The sequence below is a fragment of the Tsukamurella sp. M9C genome, assembly GCF_020169415.1.
Taxonomy (GTDB): Bacteria; Actinomycetota; Actinomycetes; order Mycobacteriales; family Mycobacteriaceae; genus Tsukamurella.
This window is the reverse complement of record NZ_JAIULG010000004.1, coordinates 82,507-101,475: the sequence shown is the minus strand read 5'-3', so window position 1 is coordinate 101,475 and position 18,969 is coordinate 82,507. Positions and strand designations below refer to the sequence as shown.

Annotated in this window: 12 protein-coding genes; 7 read left to right on the top strand and 5 right to left on the bottom strand. The window is 73.9% G+C overall.

All coding sequences use genetic code 11. The annotated features are described in order from the left end of the window. Positions 1-176 precede the first annotated feature (176 nt). The 6 genes from LB823_RS03945 to LB823_RS03920 all read left to right on the top strand — a co-directional run bounded on the left by LB823_RS03945 (position 177) and on the right by LB823_RS03920 (position 10,181). Complete coding sequence (locus LB823_RS03945; RefSeq protein WP_224645472.1) at positions 177-4,073, top strand: bifunctional nitrate reductase/sulfite reductase flavoprotein subunit alpha; 3,897 nt, start codon at positions 177-179, stop codon at positions 4,071-4,073. Continuing rightward, positions 4,060-5,742 carry an NTP transferase domain-containing protein gene (locus LB823_RS03940; protein WP_224645471.1) on the top strand — a complete coding sequence of 561 codons (1,683 nt, stop codon included), beginning with the start codon at positions 4,060-4,062 and terminating at the stop codon, positions 5,740-5,742. Before LB823_RS03945 ends, LB823_RS03940 begins: the two co-directional genes overlap by 14 nt. Positions 5,743-5,868: 126 nt before the next feature. Continuing rightward, positions 5,869-8,400 (top strand): nitrite reductase large subunit NirB, encoded by a 2,532-nt coding sequence (gene nirB, locus LB823_RS03935; RefSeq protein WP_224645470.1) that lies wholly within the window; start codon positions 5,869-5,871, stop codon positions 8,398-8,400. Then, entirely contained in the window at positions 8,397-8,804 is a 408-nt protein-coding gene (gene nirD / locus LB823_RS03930) for a nitrite reductase small subunit NirD (protein WP_224645469.1), read from the top strand. The genes nirB and nirD overlap by 4 nt, the downstream gene beginning before the upstream one ends. Positions 8,805-8,896: 92 nt before the next feature. Continuing rightward, on the top strand, positions 8,897-9,523 hold the full coding sequence (locus LB823_RS03925) for a hypothetical protein (RefSeq protein WP_224645468.1): 627 nt from the start codon (positions 8,897-8,899) through the stop codon (positions 9,521-9,523). Positions 9,524-9,536: 13 nt separating this feature from the next. Further along, positions 9,537-10,181, top strand: coding sequence for a hypothetical protein (locus LB823_RS03920; protein ID WP_224645467.1), 645 nt, complete (start codon positions 9,537-9,539; stop codon positions 10,179-10,181). A gap of 8 nt (positions 10,182-10,189) precedes the next feature. Here LB823_RS03920 and LB823_RS03915 read toward each other — a convergent pair whose 3' ends face one another. From LB823_RS03915 to LB823_RS03905, 3 genes are read right to left on the bottom strand one after another with little or no spacing between them, the layout of a single operon-like run. Next, on the bottom strand, positions 10,190-10,912 hold the full coding sequence (locus LB823_RS03915) for a sirohydrochlorin chelatase (protein ID WP_224645466.1): 723 nt from the start codon (positions 10,910-10,912) through the stop codon (positions 10,190-10,192). 1 nt (position 10,913) lies between these two features. Next, positions 10,914-12,071, bottom strand: coding sequence for a uroporphyrinogen-III synthase (locus LB823_RS03910; protein WP_224645465.1), 1,158 nt, complete (start codon positions 12,069-12,071; stop codon positions 10,914-10,916). Beyond that, positions 12,068-13,480: a NarK/NasA family nitrate transporter gene (locus LB823_RS03905; RefSeq protein WP_224645464.1), complete on the bottom strand. Its 1,413-nt coding sequence runs from the start codon at positions 13,478-13,480 to the stop codon at positions 12,068-12,070. The genes LB823_RS03910 and LB823_RS03905 overlap by 4 nt, the downstream gene beginning before the upstream one ends. A 152-nt stretch (positions 13,481-13,632) precedes the next feature. Here LB823_RS03905 and LB823_RS03900 point away from each other — a divergent pair, with 152 nt between their 5' ends. After that, positions 13,633-14,838 carry a cation:proton antiporter gene (locus tag LB823_RS03900; RefSeq protein ID WP_224645463.1) on the top strand — a complete coding sequence of 402 codons (1,206 nt, stop codon included), beginning with the start codon at positions 13,633-13,635 and terminating at the stop codon, positions 14,836-14,838. Between the two features lie 37 nt (positions 14,839-14,875). On the opposite strand, the gene LB823_RS03895 is transcribed toward LB823_RS03900, so the two are convergent. Beyond that, positions 14,876-15,454: a single-stranded DNA-binding protein gene (locus LB823_RS03895; RefSeq protein ID WP_224645462.1), complete on the bottom strand. Its 579-nt coding sequence runs from the start codon at positions 15,452-15,454 to the stop codon at positions 14,876-14,878. A 177-nt stretch (positions 15,455-15,631) separates the two neighbouring features. Next, a complete protein-coding gene (gene car / locus LB823_RS03890; RefSeq protein ID WP_224645461.1) occupies positions 15,632-18,940 on the bottom strand; it encodes a carboxylic acid reductase in 3,309 nt (1,102 codons plus the stop codon). Between the last annotated feature and the right edge of the window lie 29 nt (positions 18,941-18,969).

Below are 18,969 nucleotides of genomic sequence, written 5' to 3'. Positions count from 1 at the left end.
GATTCCGGGGCCGCGCTACTCGATCCGCCCGGCGGCGGACGGGCGGACCGAGTAGCGCACGAACGCCGCGCGCCGCCCCGCCTCACGCCGCTCACCGCGGTGCGGCGCGCACCAGGTCACGTCGCCGTAACAATGCGGCCCGAACCCGGAAACACCGCGCGGGCACCGTGGGCGGCATGGATGTGGAGACGGTGTGCGGGTACTGCGGGGTGGGCTGCGGCCTCACCCTGCAGGTGCGCGACGGTGCCGTCACGGGTTCGGTAGGGACGAAGCACCACCCCGCGAACCGCGGGCGGCTGTGCACCAAGGGCACCACCACCGTCGACCTGCTCGCCGCCGGTGGCCGGCAGACCCGCGCGGAGGTGCGTGCGGACCGCGACGCCGACCGCGGCATCGTCGAGCTCGCGGAGGCGATCGCGGCGACCGGACGGCGCCTGCGGGAGATCCGGGACGCGCACGGGCCCGACGCGATCGCCCTGTACGTGAGCGGGCAGATGACGCTGGAGGCGCAGTACCTCGCGACCAAGCTGGCGAAGGGCTTCCTGCGCACGAAGTGGATCGAGTCCAACTCCCGGCTGTGCATGGCGAGCGCGGGAACGGGCTACAAGCAGTCCCTCGGCTCCGACGGGCCGCCCGGCAGCTACGACGATCTCGACCACGCCGACGTCTTCCTCGTCACCGGCGCCAACATGGCCGACTGCCACCCGATCCTGTTCCTGCGCATGATGGACCGGGTCAAGGCGGGCGCGAAGCTGATCGTGGTCGACCCGCGGCGCACCGCGACCGCGGCGAAGGCCGACCTGCACCTGCCGATCCGCCCGGGCACCGACCTCGCGTTGCTCAACGGCCTGCTCGCATTGCTCGTCGACCGCGGCGCCGTGGACCGGGAGTTCGTCGACGCGCACACCGAGGGCTGGGACGCCATGCCCGCCTTCCTCGAGGACTATCCGGTGGATCGCGTCGCCGAGATCACCGGACTCGACGCGGCCGACATCGAGCGCGCGGCCGAGCTCATCGGCGGCGCCGCGAACTGGACCAGTCTGTGGACCATGGGCCTGAACCAGTCCACCCACGGCACCTGGAACACCATCGCGCTCTGCAACCTGCACCTGGCCACCGGCGCGATCTGCCGCACCGGCTCGGGCCCGTTCAGCCTGACCGGTCAGCCGAACGCGATGGGCGGCCGCGAGATGGGCTACATGGGGCCGGGCCTCCCCGGCCAGCGCTCCGTGCTCGACGGCGGCGACCGCGCCCGCACCGAGGCCCTGTGGGGCCTGCCGGAGGGCACGATCCGGGCCGAAGCCGGCCAGGGCACCGTCGAGATGTACCGGGAGCTGGCGGCCGGGAACATCAAGGCCGCGTGGATCATCTGCAGCAACCCGGCGGCGTCGATGGCCAACCGGTCCACCGTGATCGACGCCCTTCGCTCGGCGGAGCTGGTGGTCGTGCAGGACGCCTACACCGCCACCGAGACGTCCGCCTACGCCGACATCGTGCTGCCCGCCGCGCTCTGGGCCGAGACCGACGGCGTGATGGTCAACTCGGAGCGCTCCCTCACCCGCACCGCCGCCGCGACTGCGCCGCCCGGCGACGCGCTCCCCGATTGGAAGCTGATCTGCCTGATCGCCGCCGAGCTCGGTCACGGCGCCGACTTCGACTATCCCGACGCCGCGGCGGTCTTCGAGGAGCTCAAGGCCTTCCACAATCCCCGCACCGGCTGGGACGTGCGCGGCGTCGACCACGCACGCCTCGCGCAGGGCCCCGTGCAGTGGCCCGCCGCGCTGGGCGGGCCCGACCGGAACCCGATCCGCTACCTCGACGAGGACCGGGGCCTACGGTTCGCGACCCCGACGGGCCGCGCGCGCTTCCTCCCCCGCCCGTACCTGCCGCCCGCGGAGCTGCCGGACGACGAGTACCCGCTGATCCTCACCACCGGTCGCCTCGCGCACCAGTGGCACACCATGACCAAGACCGGCCGTGTCGCCAAGCTCAATCGACTCAACCCCGCGCCCTTCCTCCAGCTCAACCCGGAGGACGCCCACCGGCTCGGTCTCGCCGACGGCGCGCGGGTGCGGGTCTCCAGCCGGCGCGGCGGGGCGACCCTGCCGGTGGCCGTCGACGACGCCGTCCGGCCGGGAGTCTGCTTCGCCCCCATGCACTTCGCCGACACCTTCGGAGAGGATGTGGCCGTGAACGCGGTGACCAACGACGCCGTCGACCCCGAATCGCTGCAGCCCGAGTTCAAGGTGAGCGCCGTCGCGCTCACGCCCGTCCCGGCGGACCCGCCCGCCCCCGTCGAGGCGCCGGCGTCCCCGCTCGCCGCGGCGCTCGCGCCGTACGCCTCGGGCCCCGGCGAACTGACCGCGGAGGCGTCGGGCTACCTCGGCGGCCTGCTCACGGGCCTGAGCGCCGCGCCCCCGTCCGGGGTGCCGACGGTGCCCGGCGACGCCCCGCTCGCCCCGATCGCGCGGGCCTGGCTCGAGGGTGTCCTGGCGGGCGTGTTCGGCGGCGCCCCGCAGGCCCCGGCGGCGACGGTGACCGTCGTCTGGGCGTCGCAGACGGGCACGGCCGAGGCCTACGCGACGGACTGCGCCGCAGCGCTGGACGGCGCGGGCATGACGGCGAGGGTCCTCGGCGCCGAACAGGTCTCGCCCGCACAGCTGACGGGAACCGTGTTGTTCCTGGTCGCCACGACCGGCGACGGCGAGGCCCCCGACAACGGCGTCGCGCTGTGGGACGCGCTGGCCGGGGCGGAGCCCGGCGACCTGGGCGGCCTGCGGTTCTCGGTCCTCGGCTTCGGCGACCCCTCGTACGCCGACTTCTGCGGCTTCGCCCGCAAGCTGGACGCCCGGCTCGAGCACCTCGGGGGCGGCCGGCTCGCCCCGCGCGCGTCGTGCGAGCCCGACTACGCCGAGACCGCCGCCGCCTGGCTCGGCGCGGTGGTGTCCGCGCTGGATCCGGAGGCCGCGCCGCCGCAGCCCGCGGCGCCGGAGACGACCGGCCACTCCCGCACCCATCCGCTGCGCACCCGCCTGCTGGAATCCGAGCGGCTCTCCGGCGACGGTTCGGCGAAGGACGTGCGCCGCTTCACCTTCGCGCTCCCGTCCGACGCACTCACCTACCGCGCCGGCGACGCCCTGGGAATCTGGCCGGTGAACTCGGGCGCCGTCATCGAGGAGTTCTGCGCCCGCACCGGCGTGCACCGCGACACACCCGGCCTGGACCGCAAGGACCTCACCCGGATCACCCCCGAGTTGCTGCGCTTCGTCGCGGACCGCTGCGTGGTGGGCGACGAACTGCGCGGGGTCCTCGACGAGCCGACGCAGTTCGCCTCGTGGACCTGGGGCCGCCAGCTGCTCGACCTGCTCGCCGCACACCCGGTGCAGGCGGAACCGGCGGAGTGGGAGGCGCTGCTACGGCCGCTCACGCCGCGGCTGTACTCGATCTCCTCGAGTCCCCGCGAGGACGCCGACCGGGTCTCGATCACCGTCTCCGTCGTCGGCTTCGACCACGACGGCAGGCGCCGCGGCGGCGCCTGCTCGACGCACCTCGCCGGCCTCGACGCCGACGGAGAGGTGGACGTCTTCGTCCAGCCGACCCGCGGCTTCCTGCCGCCGGAGGACGCCGACGCGCCGGCGATCATGATCGGCCCGGGCACTGGCATCGCGCCCTTCCGCGGCTTCCTGCACGACCGGGCGCGCAGCGGCGCGACGGGGCCGAACTGGCTGTTCTTCGGCGAGCAGCACGAGGCCACCGACTTCTACTACCGCGCGGAGCTCGACGGCCTCGCCGCGGACGGGGTGCTCACCCGGCTCGACACCGCCTTCTCCCGGGACTCCGACCGGAAGGTGTACGTGCAGGACCGGATGCGCGAGCACGCCGCCGAACTGTGGGAATGGATCCGCGCCGGCGCGCACCTCTACGTGTGCGGCGATGCGGCGCACATGGCCCGCGACGTGGACGAGGCCCTGCGCGGTATCGTCGCCGAACACGGCCACATGGCCCCGCGCAGCGCGGACGCCTACCTGGCGGCGCTGTCCGCCGAACGGAGATACGTGCGTGACGTCTACTGACCGCGACCCGGCCGCGTCCTGTGACGCGGCCGTCGTCGTGGCCGGTGGCGCAGCCCGTCGCCTCGGGCTCGACAAGCCCGAGCTCGTGGTCGGCGGCCGCCGGTTGCTCGACGCCGCGATCGCTGCCGCCGGCGAGGCGGCCGTGGTCGTGGTGGGCCCGCCGCGCGCCGTGCCGGAGCACGTCGTCGTGGTCCGCGAGGACCCGCCCGGCGGTGGTCCCCTCGCCGCCATCGCCGCGGGGCTCGCCGCCGTTCCCGCGACGGCGCGGACGGTCGCGGTGCTCGCCGCGGACCTACCCGAGGTGGAACCTTGGACCCTGGCCCGCCTCGCCGCGCTCCGCTCCGAGACCGCGGCGCCGGTGGCGCTCGCCGAGGACCCGCACGGGCATCTCCAGTACCTACTGGCGGTGTGGGACGCCGCCGCCCTCCGCGCCGCGCTCGCCGGGATCGGCAGCGCCGAGAACGCCCCCGTCCGCGCGATCCTCCCGCCCGACGCGCCCCGGTTGCGCCTCCCGCTCGAGGACGCCGACACCCCCGAGGACCTGGCGCGCGTCGAGAAGTCTCCCCTCGCGATCCGCCGCCTCCTGCGGACCGCCCTCCCCGCGCTCCCGGCGGCCGGTGGCCCGCCGGTGCCGGGTGCCGCGCTCGCGGAGGCGCTCGTGGCGGCCGCACCGTTCCCGCCGTTCGACCAGTCCGCGATGGACGGCTGGGCCGTGGCGGGCCCGCCGCCCTGGCGCCCCGTCGACGGCGCCGCGCTCGCGGGGCACGCCGCCCCGCCGCTGGAACCCGGCACCGCGGTACGAATCGCCACCGGCGCGCGCCTGCCTGCGGGCGCCGACCGGGTGATCCGCGACGAGGAGATCGTCACCGACGGGCCGGCCCTGAACTGCACCGATGCCGCCCGCAACGACGTCCGCCCGGCCGGATCCGCGTGGCCGGACGGCGCGACGCTGGCTCCGGCCGGCGCCGCGATCGACCCGGCGCTGGTCTCGCTGGCCACCGCCGCCGGCGTGACCGCGATCGCCGCCCGCGGACCCCTGCGGATCCGCCTGCACACCTCCGGCGACGAGGTCGGGGCCGCGGGCCGCGCGGGCCTCCCCGAGACGGCCTGGGGCCCCGTCGCCGCGGTCTTCGAGGCCTCGGGCGCGTGCGTGCTCCGGGGACCCCACCTGCCGGACGCGCCCGCCTCCTTCCGCGCCGCCCTCCTCCCCGACGGTGCCGACGTCGTCGCCGTCATCGGCGCCACCGGCCGCGGCGCCGCGGACCGGCTGCGGGGCGCCCTCGCCGAGGCCGGCGCGACGCTGCTGGTCGACGGGGTGGACGTGCGCCCCGGCGGCTCCCTCCTCGTGGCGACGGTGCCGGACGGCCCGATCGTGCTCGGCCTGGGCGGAAACCCGATGGCGGCTCTGCTCGGGGCCGCGCTCCTCGCGCGGCCGCTGCGTGCGGCGCTGCTGCGCGAGACCCCGCCGGCCGCGGAACTGCTCGCCCTCGCCGATCCCAACCCCGACGACCGGTGGCGCATGCTGCCCGTCGAGCCCGACGGGGCCGGACGGTGGCGCCTGCCCGCCACGGTGGCGACGCCGCACCTCCGCGACGCCGCCGGGCGCCGCGGCATCGCGCTGGTGCCCCCGCTGGCGCAGCCCGGCGACCTCGTCGAACGCCTGGCCTGACCCTCCTCACGACCGCGCGACGCTCTCCGTGAGGAAGGCGTGATCGACGGGCAACACGGCGGCACAACCCCGCAACACCACCTCCTTACATTCGGTGCCAACGGTTTCCGACGAGAGGAGAGGTCCATGGTCACCCAGCGCACCGTCGTCGTGGTGGGTCACGGCATGGTCGGGCACAGGTTCGTGGAGGCGCTGCGCGCCCGCGACGAGGCGGGGGCCTGGCGGATCGTCGTCCTGGGCGAGGAGGCCGACGGCGCCTACGACCGGGTGGGGCTGTCGTCCTACGTCGGCACGTGGGACCGCTCCGAACTGGCGCTCGCGGGCAACGACTACGCCGGCGATCCGCTGGTCGAGCTGCGGCTCGGGGCGCGGGTGACCGGCATCGACCGGGCCGCGCGAACGGTGACGACGGCCGACGGCCCCGTCTCCTACGACGCCCTGGTCCTCGCGACCGGCTCGTACGCCTTCGTGCCGCCGGTACACGGCCACGACCTGCCGGGATGCCACGTCTACCGCACCCTCGACGACCTGGACGCGATCCGCGCCGACGCCGACGCGGCGCTCGCCCGCTCGGCGGAGCCCGTCGGCATGGTGGTCGGCGGCGGCCTGCTCGGCCTGGAGGCCGCGAACGCCCTCCGCACGCTGGGCCTGCGGCCGCACGTGGTGGAGGTCAACCCGCGGCTGATGCCGCAGCAGGTCGACACCGGCGGCGGCGAGCACCTGGCGCGGATGATCGGCGACCTCGGCATCGACATCACCCTCTCGTCCGGCACCACCGACATCGCCCCCGGCCAGCACGGGCTGGCGGTGACGCTCAAGGACGAGAGCGTCGTGGACGCGGCGGTCGTGGTCTTCGCCGCGGGCGTCCGCCCGCGCGACGAGCTGGCCCGCGAGGCCGGGCTCGACCTCGCCGAGCGCGGCGGCGTCCTCACCGACCTGTCCTGCGTCACCTCGGATCCCGCGGTGTTCGCGATCGGCGAGGTCGCCGCGATCGAGGGCCGCTGCTACGGCCTCGTCGGCCCCGGCTACGCGACGGCCGAGGTGGTCGCCGACCGCCTGCTCGGCGGCGACGCCCGGTTCCCCGGCGCGGATCTGTCCACCAAGCTCAAGCTCCTCGGCGTCGACGTGGCCTCGTTCGGCGACGCCCACGGCGCCACCCCGGGCGCACTCGACGTCGTGGTCAGCGACCCGATCGGCGGCACCTACGCCAAGCTGGTGCTCTCCGACGACGCCTCGACCCTGCTCGGCGGCGTCCTGGTCGGCGACGCCTCGCAGTACGGCGTGCTGCGGCCGCTCGTCGGGTCGTCGCTGCCGGGCGACCCGGTCTCGCTCATCGCGCCCGCCGGCGGCGACTCCCCGGGCATCGGCATCGGCGCACTCCCCGATGCGGCGCAGGTCTGCTCGTGCAACGACGTCTCCAAGGGCACGCTGTGTTCGGCGATCGCCGACGGGGCGTGCACCGTCGCCGAGCTCAAGGGCTGCACGAACGCGGGCACGTCCTGCGGTTCGTGCGTGCCGCTGCTCTCGCAGCTGCTGGAGGCCGAGGGCGTCACAGTGTCGAAGTCGCTGTGCGAGCACTTCACCCAGTCCCGCGCGGAACTCTTCGAGCTGGTCCAGGCGAGCGGCATCCGCACCTTCTCGGGCCTGATCGAGCGCTTCGGGTCGGGCACGGGCTGCGACCTCTGCAAGCCGACGGTGGCGTCGATCCTCGCGTCCACCAGCTCGGACCACATCCACTCCGGCGAGCAGGCGTCCCTGCAGGACAGCAACGACCACTTCCTCGCGAACATCCAGCGCAACGGCACCTACTCGGTGGTGCCGCGCATGCCGGGCGGCGACGTCACCGCCGAGCAGCTCATCGTGATCGGCGAGATCGCCCGCGACTTCGGGCTGTACACCAAGATCACCGGCGGCCAGCGGATCGACCTGTTCGGCGCCACCGTCGACCAGCTGCCGCTGATCTGGCGGCGCCTCGTGGACGCCGGCATGGAATCCGGTCAGGCCTACGGCAAGTCGCTCCGCACCGTGAAGAGCTGCGTCGGCAGCGACTGGTGCCGGTACGGCCAGCAGGACTCGGTGCAGATGGCCATCGACCTCGAGCTCCGCTACCGCGGGCTGCGGTCGCCGCACAAGATCAAGATGGGCGTCTCCGGCTGCGCCCGCGAGTGCGCGGAGGCCCGCGGCAAGGACGTCGGCGTGATCGCCACCGAGTCCGGCTGGAACCTCTACGTGGGCGGCAACGGCGGCATGACGCCGAAGCACGCGCAGCTCCTCGCGGGCGACCTGGACCGGGAGACGCTGATCCGGTACGTCGACCGGTTCCTCATGTACTACATCCGCACCGCCGACCGGTTGCAGCGGACGGCGCCGTGGGTAGAGGACCTCGGCATGGACCGCCTCCGCGAGGTCGTCATCGACGACGCGCTCGGCCTGGGCGCGGACTTCGAGGCCACCGTCGAGCGGCACGTCGACGGCTACGGCTGCGAGTGGAAGGGCGTCCTGGACGACCCCGACAAGCTCGCCCGGTTCGTCTCCTTCGTCAACGCCCCCGGCGCCCCCGATCCGACCGTCGACTTCGGCGAGAAGAACGGCCGCAAGGTGCCGATCCTGCTGGGCACCCCCACCCCGTCCATGCCCTCGAGGGAGGACCGCGCATGACCACCGCACCCTTCGACCTGCACCGCTGGACCCGCGACTGGACGGCGGCGTGCCCCGCCACCCGCCTCGAGCCGCTGCGCGGCGTCGCCGTCCTGTTGCCCGACGGGGCCCAGGTGGCCCTGTTCCGACTGGCGGACGACAGCATCCGCGCGATCGGCAACATCGACCCCATCGGCCGGGCGGCGGTGATGTCCCGCGGGATCGTCGGCGACCGGGGCGGATTCCCCGTGGTCCAGTCGCCGCTGAAGAAGCAGGCCTTCAGCTTGCTCGACGGCCGCTGCCTCGACGCTCCGGGCGTCTCGATCCCGGTGTACGACACGCGGATCTCGCTCGACGGCGTCGTCTTCGTCGCGAACTCGCCCGAGGTGCGCTTCGGCTTCCGTCCCCGTCCCCGCGCTGTGTGATCGCACCACCGCTACTCTGCTCCTGACAGCTGAAGGAGTAGGCGATGACAGGTCCCGGCGACCCTTCCGTTCGACTGCACGACCGGAGTCCCATGGCGGCCGCCGACGTCGGATTCCTCATCGGCTCGATCGCGCCCGTCATCGACGACCGCGGCCGGGCCGGTGCACCGCACGGGCGGATCAGCCCGACCGCCCTGTCCGTCGATTCCGCGGGCACCCCGCGACTGATCGACGTCCCGGACAGCGACGAGGCGCTGTTGTACGCGGCGCCGGAGATCCACGACACGGGACTCATCACCGGCCAGTCCGAGGTGTACTCCCTCGGGAGCACCACGTACACGCTGCTAACGGGCCACCCGCCGAATCCGTACGGGTTCGCGACGGTGCGCCGGGATCGGCCCGATCTCGGACCCGGTGTCGACGGCGTCCTGCTCCAGGCGACCGCTCGGACGCCGGAGCTGAGGTTCGCGACGGCGACCGCGTTCGCCGAGGCGCTGGCAGAGGCTCTCGAGCAGCCCGTGCACGCGTCAGCGATACCGGTGCGGTCCCCGGCGCCCCTGCCGGAGCCCCAGTTGGTCGTCGACGTCCCCGCACCCCCGGAGCCGCCGGCCCCGAGCCGCCCGTTCGAGATACCCGAGGCCGCGCTGCCGATCGTCTTCCTCCTGCTGGTCGTCCTGGCCGCGGCGGGCTTCATGGCCCTGTTCCTCAGCGGATCCTGAACCGGGGCATCGGATGACCGACGGCGACGACTTCGCGACCCTGGTCCGCGCGACCGGACCGCTGCCCGCCGACCGGGTCGCCCGCGCCGTCGCGGAGGCGGCGGCCGAGGTGGACCGCCTGCTGGCCGAGGGACACCCGCACGGCCGGATCAGCCCCGCGGCGATCATCGCGCCTGCGGACGGCCGCATCGCCCTCGCCGACCCGGCCTCCCTCGGCGGCTCCCCCGACACCGGCGCGCATGCCGCACCGGAGATCTTCGCGGGCTCCCCGCCCGATGCGCGGTCCGAGGTGTTCTCGCTGGCCAGCACCGCGTACACGCTCCTCACCGGGACCGCGCCGAACTCCTTCGGCATCGCCAACGCTCGCCGGGCGCGGCCCGATCTGGGCCCGGGTCTCGAGGCCGCGCTCACGCGGGCGACCTCGCGCGACCCGGCGTTCCGATTCCAGTCCGCAGGCGATTTCGCCCGGGCGCTCGCGGAGGCCCTCGCGCCGGCACCCGATGCCGCCCCGCAGGACTCCACCGCGGAGGTGTCCCGCGCCGCCGGGCGGCCGCGGCGGGTCTCCGCATCGACGCTGATCGCCCTGGTCGCCGGCGCGCTCGCGGTGATCAGCGCGCTGCTGTGGGGCGCGATCTTCGTCGTGCAGAACCTGTTCTGACCCCGAGGTCAGCGCCCGACGACGGCGTCCACGCCCGTCGACGCGGCCAGTCCGGCGTGGCTGCGACGCAGGCAGGCGAGGCGCACGACCGACGGGTGCAGGCCCAGCGGTTCGGCGACCACGTCGGCGCCGGAGTCGCGCAGGCGCTGCTGGAACAGCCCCTCCGCCAACAGATACGACGCGACCGCCACCGACGGGGCACCGTTGGACCGGACGCGGGCGACGACCTCGGGGACCGAGGGGTAGCCCTCGCTCTGCTGGCTGGGCGCGGCGAAGGCGATGGACACCCGGCTCCCCACCAACGCCGACAGGGCGGCGGCCGTCCGCCGTAACTCTCCCTGCGCGTGCACGTCCCGCGTGCCGGCGGCGGCCATGACGACCGCGTCGCCGCGCTGCCACCCCGACTCCAGCAGCCGCCCGAGCATCGCGCGGGCGAGCTCCGGAGACGGGCCGAGTGCGGGCGTCACCGTGACGGCGCGGTGGCCGGACTCGGCGACCTCACGGGGCAGGTCGTGGCGCACGTGGAAGCCGCTGGACAGGAAGGCGGGCACGACCACGGTGGGCTCGTGGTCGAGCGCGGTCAGGACCTCCGAGGGCGTCGGTCCGAGGACGTCGACGAACGCCACGCGGACCGTCTCCGCCAGTCGCGCGGACATCGCCGCGGCGAGGTCGCCGACCATCGCGACGCCGTGCTCGCTGCGGGTGCCGTGCGCCACCAGGAGGGTTCCCATGTCAGTGCTCCTCATCGATCGCGAGGCGGTAGCCCCGCTTGACCACGGTCGCCACGATCTCCTTGTGGCCCAGGCCCGATCGCAGCCGCCCGACGGCGGCCTCGACGGCGTGCGGATCGTCGCCGCCGAGCGCTGCGAGGAGGTCCTCGCGGGAGACGACGGCGCCGGGCTCGCGGGAGAGCATGCGCAGCAGGACGATCGAGGTGGGCGTCAGCTCGCGCTCCTCGCCGTCGACGACCGCGCCCCGGGCGCGCAGGCCGAGGCGGTGGCCCGCGACCGGGAGGTCGGGGCGGCGCGCGGGCAGGTCCTGTTCGACCAGCCGGGCCAGGGCACCGAGGCGCATGCGCTCGGGGGTGACGGAGGCGATCCCGAGTCGGTCGAGCGGCGTCGCGGTGACCGGGCCCACGCAGTACGGCACGACCGGGCCGGTCAGCGCGCCGCGGACGGCCCCGTCGAGCCCGAGCTCGGCGGCGCGCTCGAGGACCGAGGCGACGGCGGGCGCGGACGTGAAGGTGACGGCGTCGACGGCGGACGTGGCGATCGCCTCGACGATCCGGTCGAGGCCGGTCAGGTCGGCGGGCCGCTCCCAGCGGTAGACGGGCACCTCGACGATCTCCGCGCCGAGCGCGCGCAGCCCGTCGAGCAGGCCGGGGTTCGGGTCCCACTTGTCCGTGGCGCCGTGCAGCTGGACCGCGACGCGCTGACCGGTGAGGTCGGTGCCGGAGAGGTGGCTGAGCACCTCGGCGGAGGACTCCGACTCCGGCGACCACTCCTCGCGCAGCCCCGCGGCCCGCAGCGCGCCCGTCGCCTTCGGCCCCCGGGAGATGACCCGGCCGGCGCCGAGCGCCGCGATCAGCCGCTCCGCGAGCCCCCAGCCCTCGGCCGCCTCGAGCCAGCCGCGGAAGCCGATGCCGGTGGTCGCGACCAGCAGGTCGGGCGGGGTGGTGAGGAGTTCCTCGGTCGCGGCGCGCAGCCGGTCGTCGTCGGACAGCGGGACCATCGCGATCGCGGGCGCCGCGAGCACGGCGGCGGCGCGCCGCTCGAGCAGGGTGGCCAGCTCATCGGCGCGGCGCGCGGCCGTGATGGCCACGGTGAATCCGAGAAGGGGGCGGGCCGGCACCTCGGTCATCGGATCGGGCTCCTTCAGTGGGACGGTCATCGGGTGTCGGCGACGGTGAGGGCATCGTCGCGCGACGTGTGCTCCAGCGTCCCATGCCCGCGCGGCGCGGGCGTACGCACGTACACCTTCCAGGTGACCACCGCGGCGAGGACGTAGAAGGCGCCGAACACCCAGAACGCGATGGTCGCGGTGCCCGAGGACTGGTACGAGGCGCGCAGCACCAGGTTGATCCCGACGCCGCCGAGGCCGCCGATCGCGCCGGCGATGCCGATCACGGCGCCGGACATCGCGCGGGAGTAGTGCGTCCGCGTCGCCTCGTCGGCGTCGAGCGAGCGGGCCTTGGCCTCGAAGATCGACGGGATCATCTTGTACACGGAGCCGTTGCCCAGGCCGCTGAGCAGGAACAGGGCGATGAAACCGAGGACGTACGCGCCCAGCACCGCGCCGGACGGGGCGCCGGAACCCGCGGTCGTGGCCGCCGCGATGAGCACACCGCCGGCGGCGATCATCCCGGCGAAGACGTACAGGGTCACCCGGCCGCCGCCGAGCCGGTCGGCGAGCTTGCCGCCGTACACCCGCGAGATCGAGCCCAGCAGCGGACCGAGGAAGGCGATCTGTGCGGCGTGCAGCGAGGCCTGCGCGGCCGTCTCGCCGCCGGCCCGGAACGTCGCCTGCAGCACCTGTCCGAAGGCGAAGGAGAAGCCGATGAAGGAGCCGAAGGTGCCGATGTACAGCAGGGAGACGATCCAGGTGTCGCGATCCTTCGTGGCGGCCCGCATCGCCGCGGTGTCGACCGTCGGGACCTGCAGGTTGTCCATGAACAACGCGGCACCGATGCCTGCCACGGCCAGCAGCACCAGGTAGACGGCGCACACCCAGTAGGGCTCGCGGTTGCCGAAGGTCGCGATGACGAGGAGCCCCACGAGCTGCACCGCCGGGACGCCGATGTTGCCGCCGCCCGCGTTGAGCCCGAGGGCCCAGCCCTTGAGCCGCTGCGGGAAGAAGGCGTTGATGTTGGTCATCGACGAGGCGAAGTTGCCGCCGCCGAATCCGGTGAGCGCGGCGCACGCGAGGTACACCCACAGCGGCTGCCCCGGGTTGGCGAGGATCACCATCGTGGCGATCACCGGGACCGCGAGGACGAAGGCGCTGAAGATCGTCCAGTTGCGCCCGCCGAAACGAGCCGTGGCCAGGGTGTACGGGATCCGCAGGCAGGAGCCGACCAGGGTGGCGGTGGCGCCGATGAGGAACTTGTCGGCCGTGCTCAGGCCGTAGACGTCCTGCGGCATGAACAGGACCATGACGGACCACAGGGACCAGACGGAGAAGCCCACGTGCTCCGCGATGACGGACCAGAGGAGGTTGCGCTTCGCGACCTTCTCCCCGCCCGACTCCCACTGCTGCCGGTTCTCCGGATCCCAGTCCGTGATCGTGTGTGATCGGCTCATGTCCAGACCTCCCGGTGCGTCGACGATCTCTCTGGCGTCGAAGGTAGGCAGGCGATGTTGCGGCGCCGGTTCCCGCGGTGTCCGCCCCGTGAACTCGACCTCACGCCACCGCACCACGCGATGTGAGGAACCGCGTACGGAATAATCGCGGCGTGATTCCGGCGACCCTGATCGCAGCCGCGACGTTCCTGCTCTGGTGCCTGCTCTCCGGGCGCATGGATCGGTGGGGCGTCTCCGCGCCGCTGGTCATGGTCATCGCCGGGGGCGCCGTGGGCATCGGCGCGCACGGCGCGATCGCCGAAGCGCTGAACACCGGGGCGGCGCAGCGGGCCGCCGAGATCATCCTCGCGGTGCTGCTGTTCGTGGACGCCACGCATGTGCGCGGATCGCTCCTCGGCCGCCACCCGCGCCTCGTCCTGCGATCGCTGCTGATCGGCATCCCCGTCGGACTGGCGCTGTCCGTTGTCGTCGGCTGGCTGCTGCTCCCCCATCTCGGTTGGTCGGTGCTGCTGCTGGTCGCGTGCGTCATCGCCCCGATCGATTTCGCCTCGGCGCCCTCGCTGCTGCGCGATCGACACGTGCCCGCTCGGGTCCGCGACGTACTGACCGTCGAATCGGGATACACGGACGGCCTGGTGACCCCCGTGTTCCTGTTCGCGCTGTACTGGGCCGGCCCGGGCCACGGCGATGACGACCCGGCCCCCGCGCTGCTGGCCGCCGCCCCGCAGGCCGCGATCGCGCTGGCGGTCGGCGCGGCGCTGGGCGCGGCGATCGCGGCGGGCGTGCAGTACACCGAGCGGGCCGGGCTCGCCTCCGAGAGCGGGCGGCGGCTCGCGATCGCCGCCACTCCGCTCCTGACGTACGCCGCCGCGGTGGGCCTCGGCGGCAACGGCTTCGTCGCCGCGTTCGTCTGCGGCATCGTCTACCGACTGCGCCGCGGCACCGAGACGTCCGACGACGTCGGACTCACCGACGACGTCGGCTTCCTCCTCGCCGCCGCGATGTGGTTCGTCTTCGGGTCCGTCGCCGTGGTCGGGCTGTTCGACGGTGTCGACTGGCGGACGATCGTCTTCGTCGCGGCGGCGCTGACCGTGCTCCGCGTCCTCCCGATCGCCGTCGCGATGACCGGTAGCGGGCTGCCGCGGAAGCAGGTGCTCCAGCTGGGGTGGCTCCGCCCTCGCGGTACGTCCACGATCGTCTTCGCGCTCATCGCCTTCAACACGCTGCCCGACGGCCCGGTCGCCGACCTCACGCTCACCCTCGCCGTTCTCGTCGTGCTGGGCAGCGTCGTGCTGCACACGGTCGGCGTCCCGGTGGCGATCGCCGGCCACGACCGACGCGCCCGCGGCCGGGCGTGACCGCCCGCGGCGGCGCGTGACAGCGCGCGGCCGGGCGCTAGAAGTCCGGCGCCCCGCCCACCGCGGCCGGCTCGCGCCCCGCCGCCTCGCCGTCCTCCGCGAAGCCCTGCACGACGACCAGTCCGTCACGCCCCGGGCCGGCCGTCGCACCGCCGGGATCGCCGTCCGCGCCCGGCGCTCCCGACGCCGTCGCGGCCGCCGGATCCGCGCCGACCGTCTCGAGCGGCGGCGGGGCGACCTCGCGATACCGCTCCCCCGTGCCCACGTACTGGCTCGCGCACATCCGCAGGTTGAGCCCGATCGCGTCGGCCTTGAGGTCCAGCGAGCTGTGCCGCTGGCCGTCCGCGCCGTCGAAGGTCTCGTGCTTGAGCTCACCGTGCACGATGACCGGCCGCCCCTTCGCGATCACGGCGCGCGCGTTGCGGGCCAGCGCGCCGAAGGCCTTGACGTTGAGCCAGACCGTGCTGGTCTGCTTCCACTCGCCGTTGTCGTCCAGGTAGCCGTTGTTGGCCGCCATCGTGAAGCTCAGGAAGTCGTGCCGCTGATCGCGGGCCGACTCCCGGTAGGTCAGGTCGTTCGTGACGTTCCCCGCTGCGAAAACAAGCACCCCGGGCATGGTCGCCTCCTCGTCGATTCCGCGGCCGGCGGATCCCGGCCGTCGTCGACGAGTGTCGCGCGCAGGGCCCGCCCCGGACGGCGTCCGAGGCGGGCCCTGTGGAGGAAAAACGTTACGTACGCTTAGTTGTGGATGAAGGGCGTTTTCGCGGCGTCCACGTCGCACCGCCGTGGCAGGTCACCGGGCCAGCCAGCCCGCCGCGACGAAGCCGTCGAGGTACCGCTCGATCAGTGCGTGATCGAGGCGCGGAAGGTCACCCCCACCGACGTTCTCGGAACGCACGGCCTCCCGGAACCGGTCGGCGGTCAGCGCGGTCCCCGCGCCGGCGTCGGCCGGCCGGGCGAAGGAGTGCAGCAGCGGGAGCACCGACCGGTGGCGGTCCTCCGCGGGCAGGGCGCGCAGCGCCGCCTCGAACCGCGCGAGCCACTCGTCGTAGTCCGCGATCCGCTCGATCGGCCGGTCCTCGCCGATCCAGTCGACGAAGTCGTCGAGCCCCGCGCCGCCCTCGGCGACGTTGAGCACGTGGAACGTACGGAATCCGGTACGCCCCGCGGCGCCGAGGCGGGTGATCGCCTCCGCGGTGAAGTCCACCGGCAGGCCGTCGTAGTGCGCGCGCGGCCCGCTCGGGTCGGCGGAGAACGAGGCGGGTGCGAGGCCGGTCTCGGCGATGCTCAGCAGCAGCCGTGTGAACTGGTCCACGGGGTTGTACTGGCCGCGGAATCGGCTGTGCGCCAGGATCATGTTCGAACGGAAGACCCGCACCGGCAGGCCCGCGATTTCCGCGGCCTCGCGGAGCAGCACCTCGCCCGCCCACTTGCTCACCGCGTACCCGTTCGCGTAGGCCTCGGCACCGATCCGCCGCTCCGTACCCGCGACGCGGACGTCGTCGTCCTCCACGAGCAGGCGGCCGTCGTCCTGCGGGACCACCGCCACCGTCGAGACGTAGTCGATCGATTTGCGGCGCACGGTGAGCGCGAGCCGGGCGATCTCCGCGGTCCCGACGACGTTCGGGCCGAACAGCTGGTCGTAGGGCAGCACGTGGTTGACCATCGCGCCGCAGTGCACCACGTGGTCCACGCGGTCGCTGAGCGCGTCCCAGGTCGCGGCGCCGAGCCCCAGCGACGGCGCACCGAAGTCGCCGACGAAGACCTCCAGGTGACGCTCGGCGAGCGCCTCGAACTCCGCGATCAGCGCGGGATCCGACGTCCCGATCGCGTCGGCGAGGCGTCGGCGCGCGTCGTCGCCGTCCGCGGCGCGGACCAGCGCGACGACCGTCCCGTCGTGCGGGGCGACCCGGCGCAACCATTCGAGCAGGAGGAATCGGCCGAGGTATCCGGTCCCGCCGGTGAGCAGCACCGTCGCGGGCTCGCCGTGCGGCGCGGGGAGAGACGGGGCCGCCGCCAGCAGCGCGGGGTCGATGAAGCGGTCGAGCCGGAGGTCGGACGCGTGGGCGACCTCGGCGTCGGGACCGTGGATCGACGCGGCGGTGGGCGCCTGCACGCCGCCCGCCCGGACCTCCTCGATGTGGGCGATCACGCCGCGCAGCGTCGCGGTGGGGCCGACGATCGCCTGCACCGGAACGGGCAGGTCGTAGACCCCTTCGAGCGTCGTCGCGAGCGACAGAGCGGACAGCGAGTCGCCGCCCAGGTCGAGGAACCGGGTGTCCTCGTCGAGCTCCTCGGGCAGCACGCCGAGGGTCAGGGCCGCCGCCCGCACGACGGTCTCCGTCACGGAGCCGTCGGCGTCGAGGGCCCGCAGGCCGTCGCGGCGGCGCTCCTCGGCAGCGGCGTACAGCGCCTCCAGCTCGTCGCCGTACCGGGCGGTCAGCGCGGGACGGACGAGCTTGCCGATGCCCGAGCGCAGTCCGTTCTCCTGGGAGAAGGGCTCGCGCTCGACGATCACGTCGCGGGGAAGCTCGTACGCGGCCAGGTCCTTCTCGCGGGCGATCGCCCCGAGTCCGTCGAGCACGCGACTGCGGGCGTCCGCATCGGTCTCGCCGTCAGGGCCGGGCGCGGGGACCACGACGGCGAGGAGGTAGGAGCGCTCACTGGTGCCGTACAGGAAGATCTGGTGGACGTCGGGGCCGGCGGCGTAGGTGGCCTCGAGCTGCGCGATCGGCACGAACTCGCCCTGCGCCAGCTTGATGACGTTGCTGCGGCGGTCGACGTACTCGAGGTGGTCGGGCGCGAGCTCGGCCATGACGTCGCCAGTGCGGTAGAAGCCCTCGTCGTCGCGGATCCGCTTGTCGGAGTTGTAGTACCCCGGAATCAGCTGGGTCGACTTCACCAGGAGCTCGCCGCGCGGGTGCGGGGAGTCGGTGACGAAGTAGCCGAGTTCGGGCACGTCGATGAGCTTGTACTCGGTGACCGGCGGGCGGACGACCACGCGGTCGCGGATGACGCCGCCGGCCTCGGTGGAGCCGTAGCCGATCTGGATGTCGATGCCCAGCAGCCATTCCATGAAGGCCTGCAGCTCCGCGGACAGCGCGGCGCTGCCGCACATGGCGGCCTGCAGGCGTCCGCCGAGGACCCGGTCCCGCAGCTCGACGCGCGCGGTCTCCGTGTCGGTCTCCGCCTCGACGGCGAGGAACCTCTGGTGGATCAGCTCGCACACGCGGGGGACGAGGCCGATCGCGGTGGGGCGCGCGGCGGCGAGGTCGTCGAACAGGGTCGACATGTCGGACGCGCCGGCGAAGTAGCCGGTGCCGCCGGAGGCCAGGCCGGCGATCAGCCAGTTCCGGCCGTACATGTGACTCATGGGCAGGAAGTGCAGCAGCGATTCGGACGGCAGGTCGATGTCGACGATGCTGTCCACCTTGAGCCAGGCGTCGGAGACCAGCTGCTCGGTGTACATCGCGCCCTTCGGGGTGCCCGTGCTACCCGAGGTGTAGATCAGGGTCACGAGGGGGTCCGTGCCCGGCTCGGGCGCGAAGAACTCGGGCGCGGGCAGGGCCTCGCCCGCGAGGACGTCGGCCTCGATGCCCTCGTAGCCGGCGTGCTCACCGTCGAAGACGACGACGCGAGGCGTCGCGGAGGACTCGGCGAGGGCCTGCTCCGCGAGGCCCACCTGATCGGCGCTGACGGCGAAGATCGTCGGCCGGGTCTCGTCCAGGATGGCGGCGATCCGGGCGGCCGGGGCGCCGGCCTGCAGCGGCACGTTCGGTGCGCCGAGCAGTGTGGTCGCCAGGTCGACGGTCACGAAGTCCGCACTGGTGAAGCCCAGGATCGCGACGAAGTCCCCCGCTGCCAGCTCGCCCTGCCAGGCCGCCGCCAGCGCCGTGACCCGGCGCCAGATCGCGCCGTAGGTCACGCTCGCGTAGGGGGCGCTGGGGCCGCCCGCGCGGGTCGCGAAGGCCGGACGGTCCGCGTACCGGGCGAAGATCCGGGCGATCACCTGGGGAAGCCGCTCGGCCTGCGCGCCGGCCGGGGCGGCCGCCGCAGCGCCGCTGGTGGCGGGGTCACCGCCGTGCATCGTCTCGATCGACATCCAACACACCTCATTTCACTACGGAACTC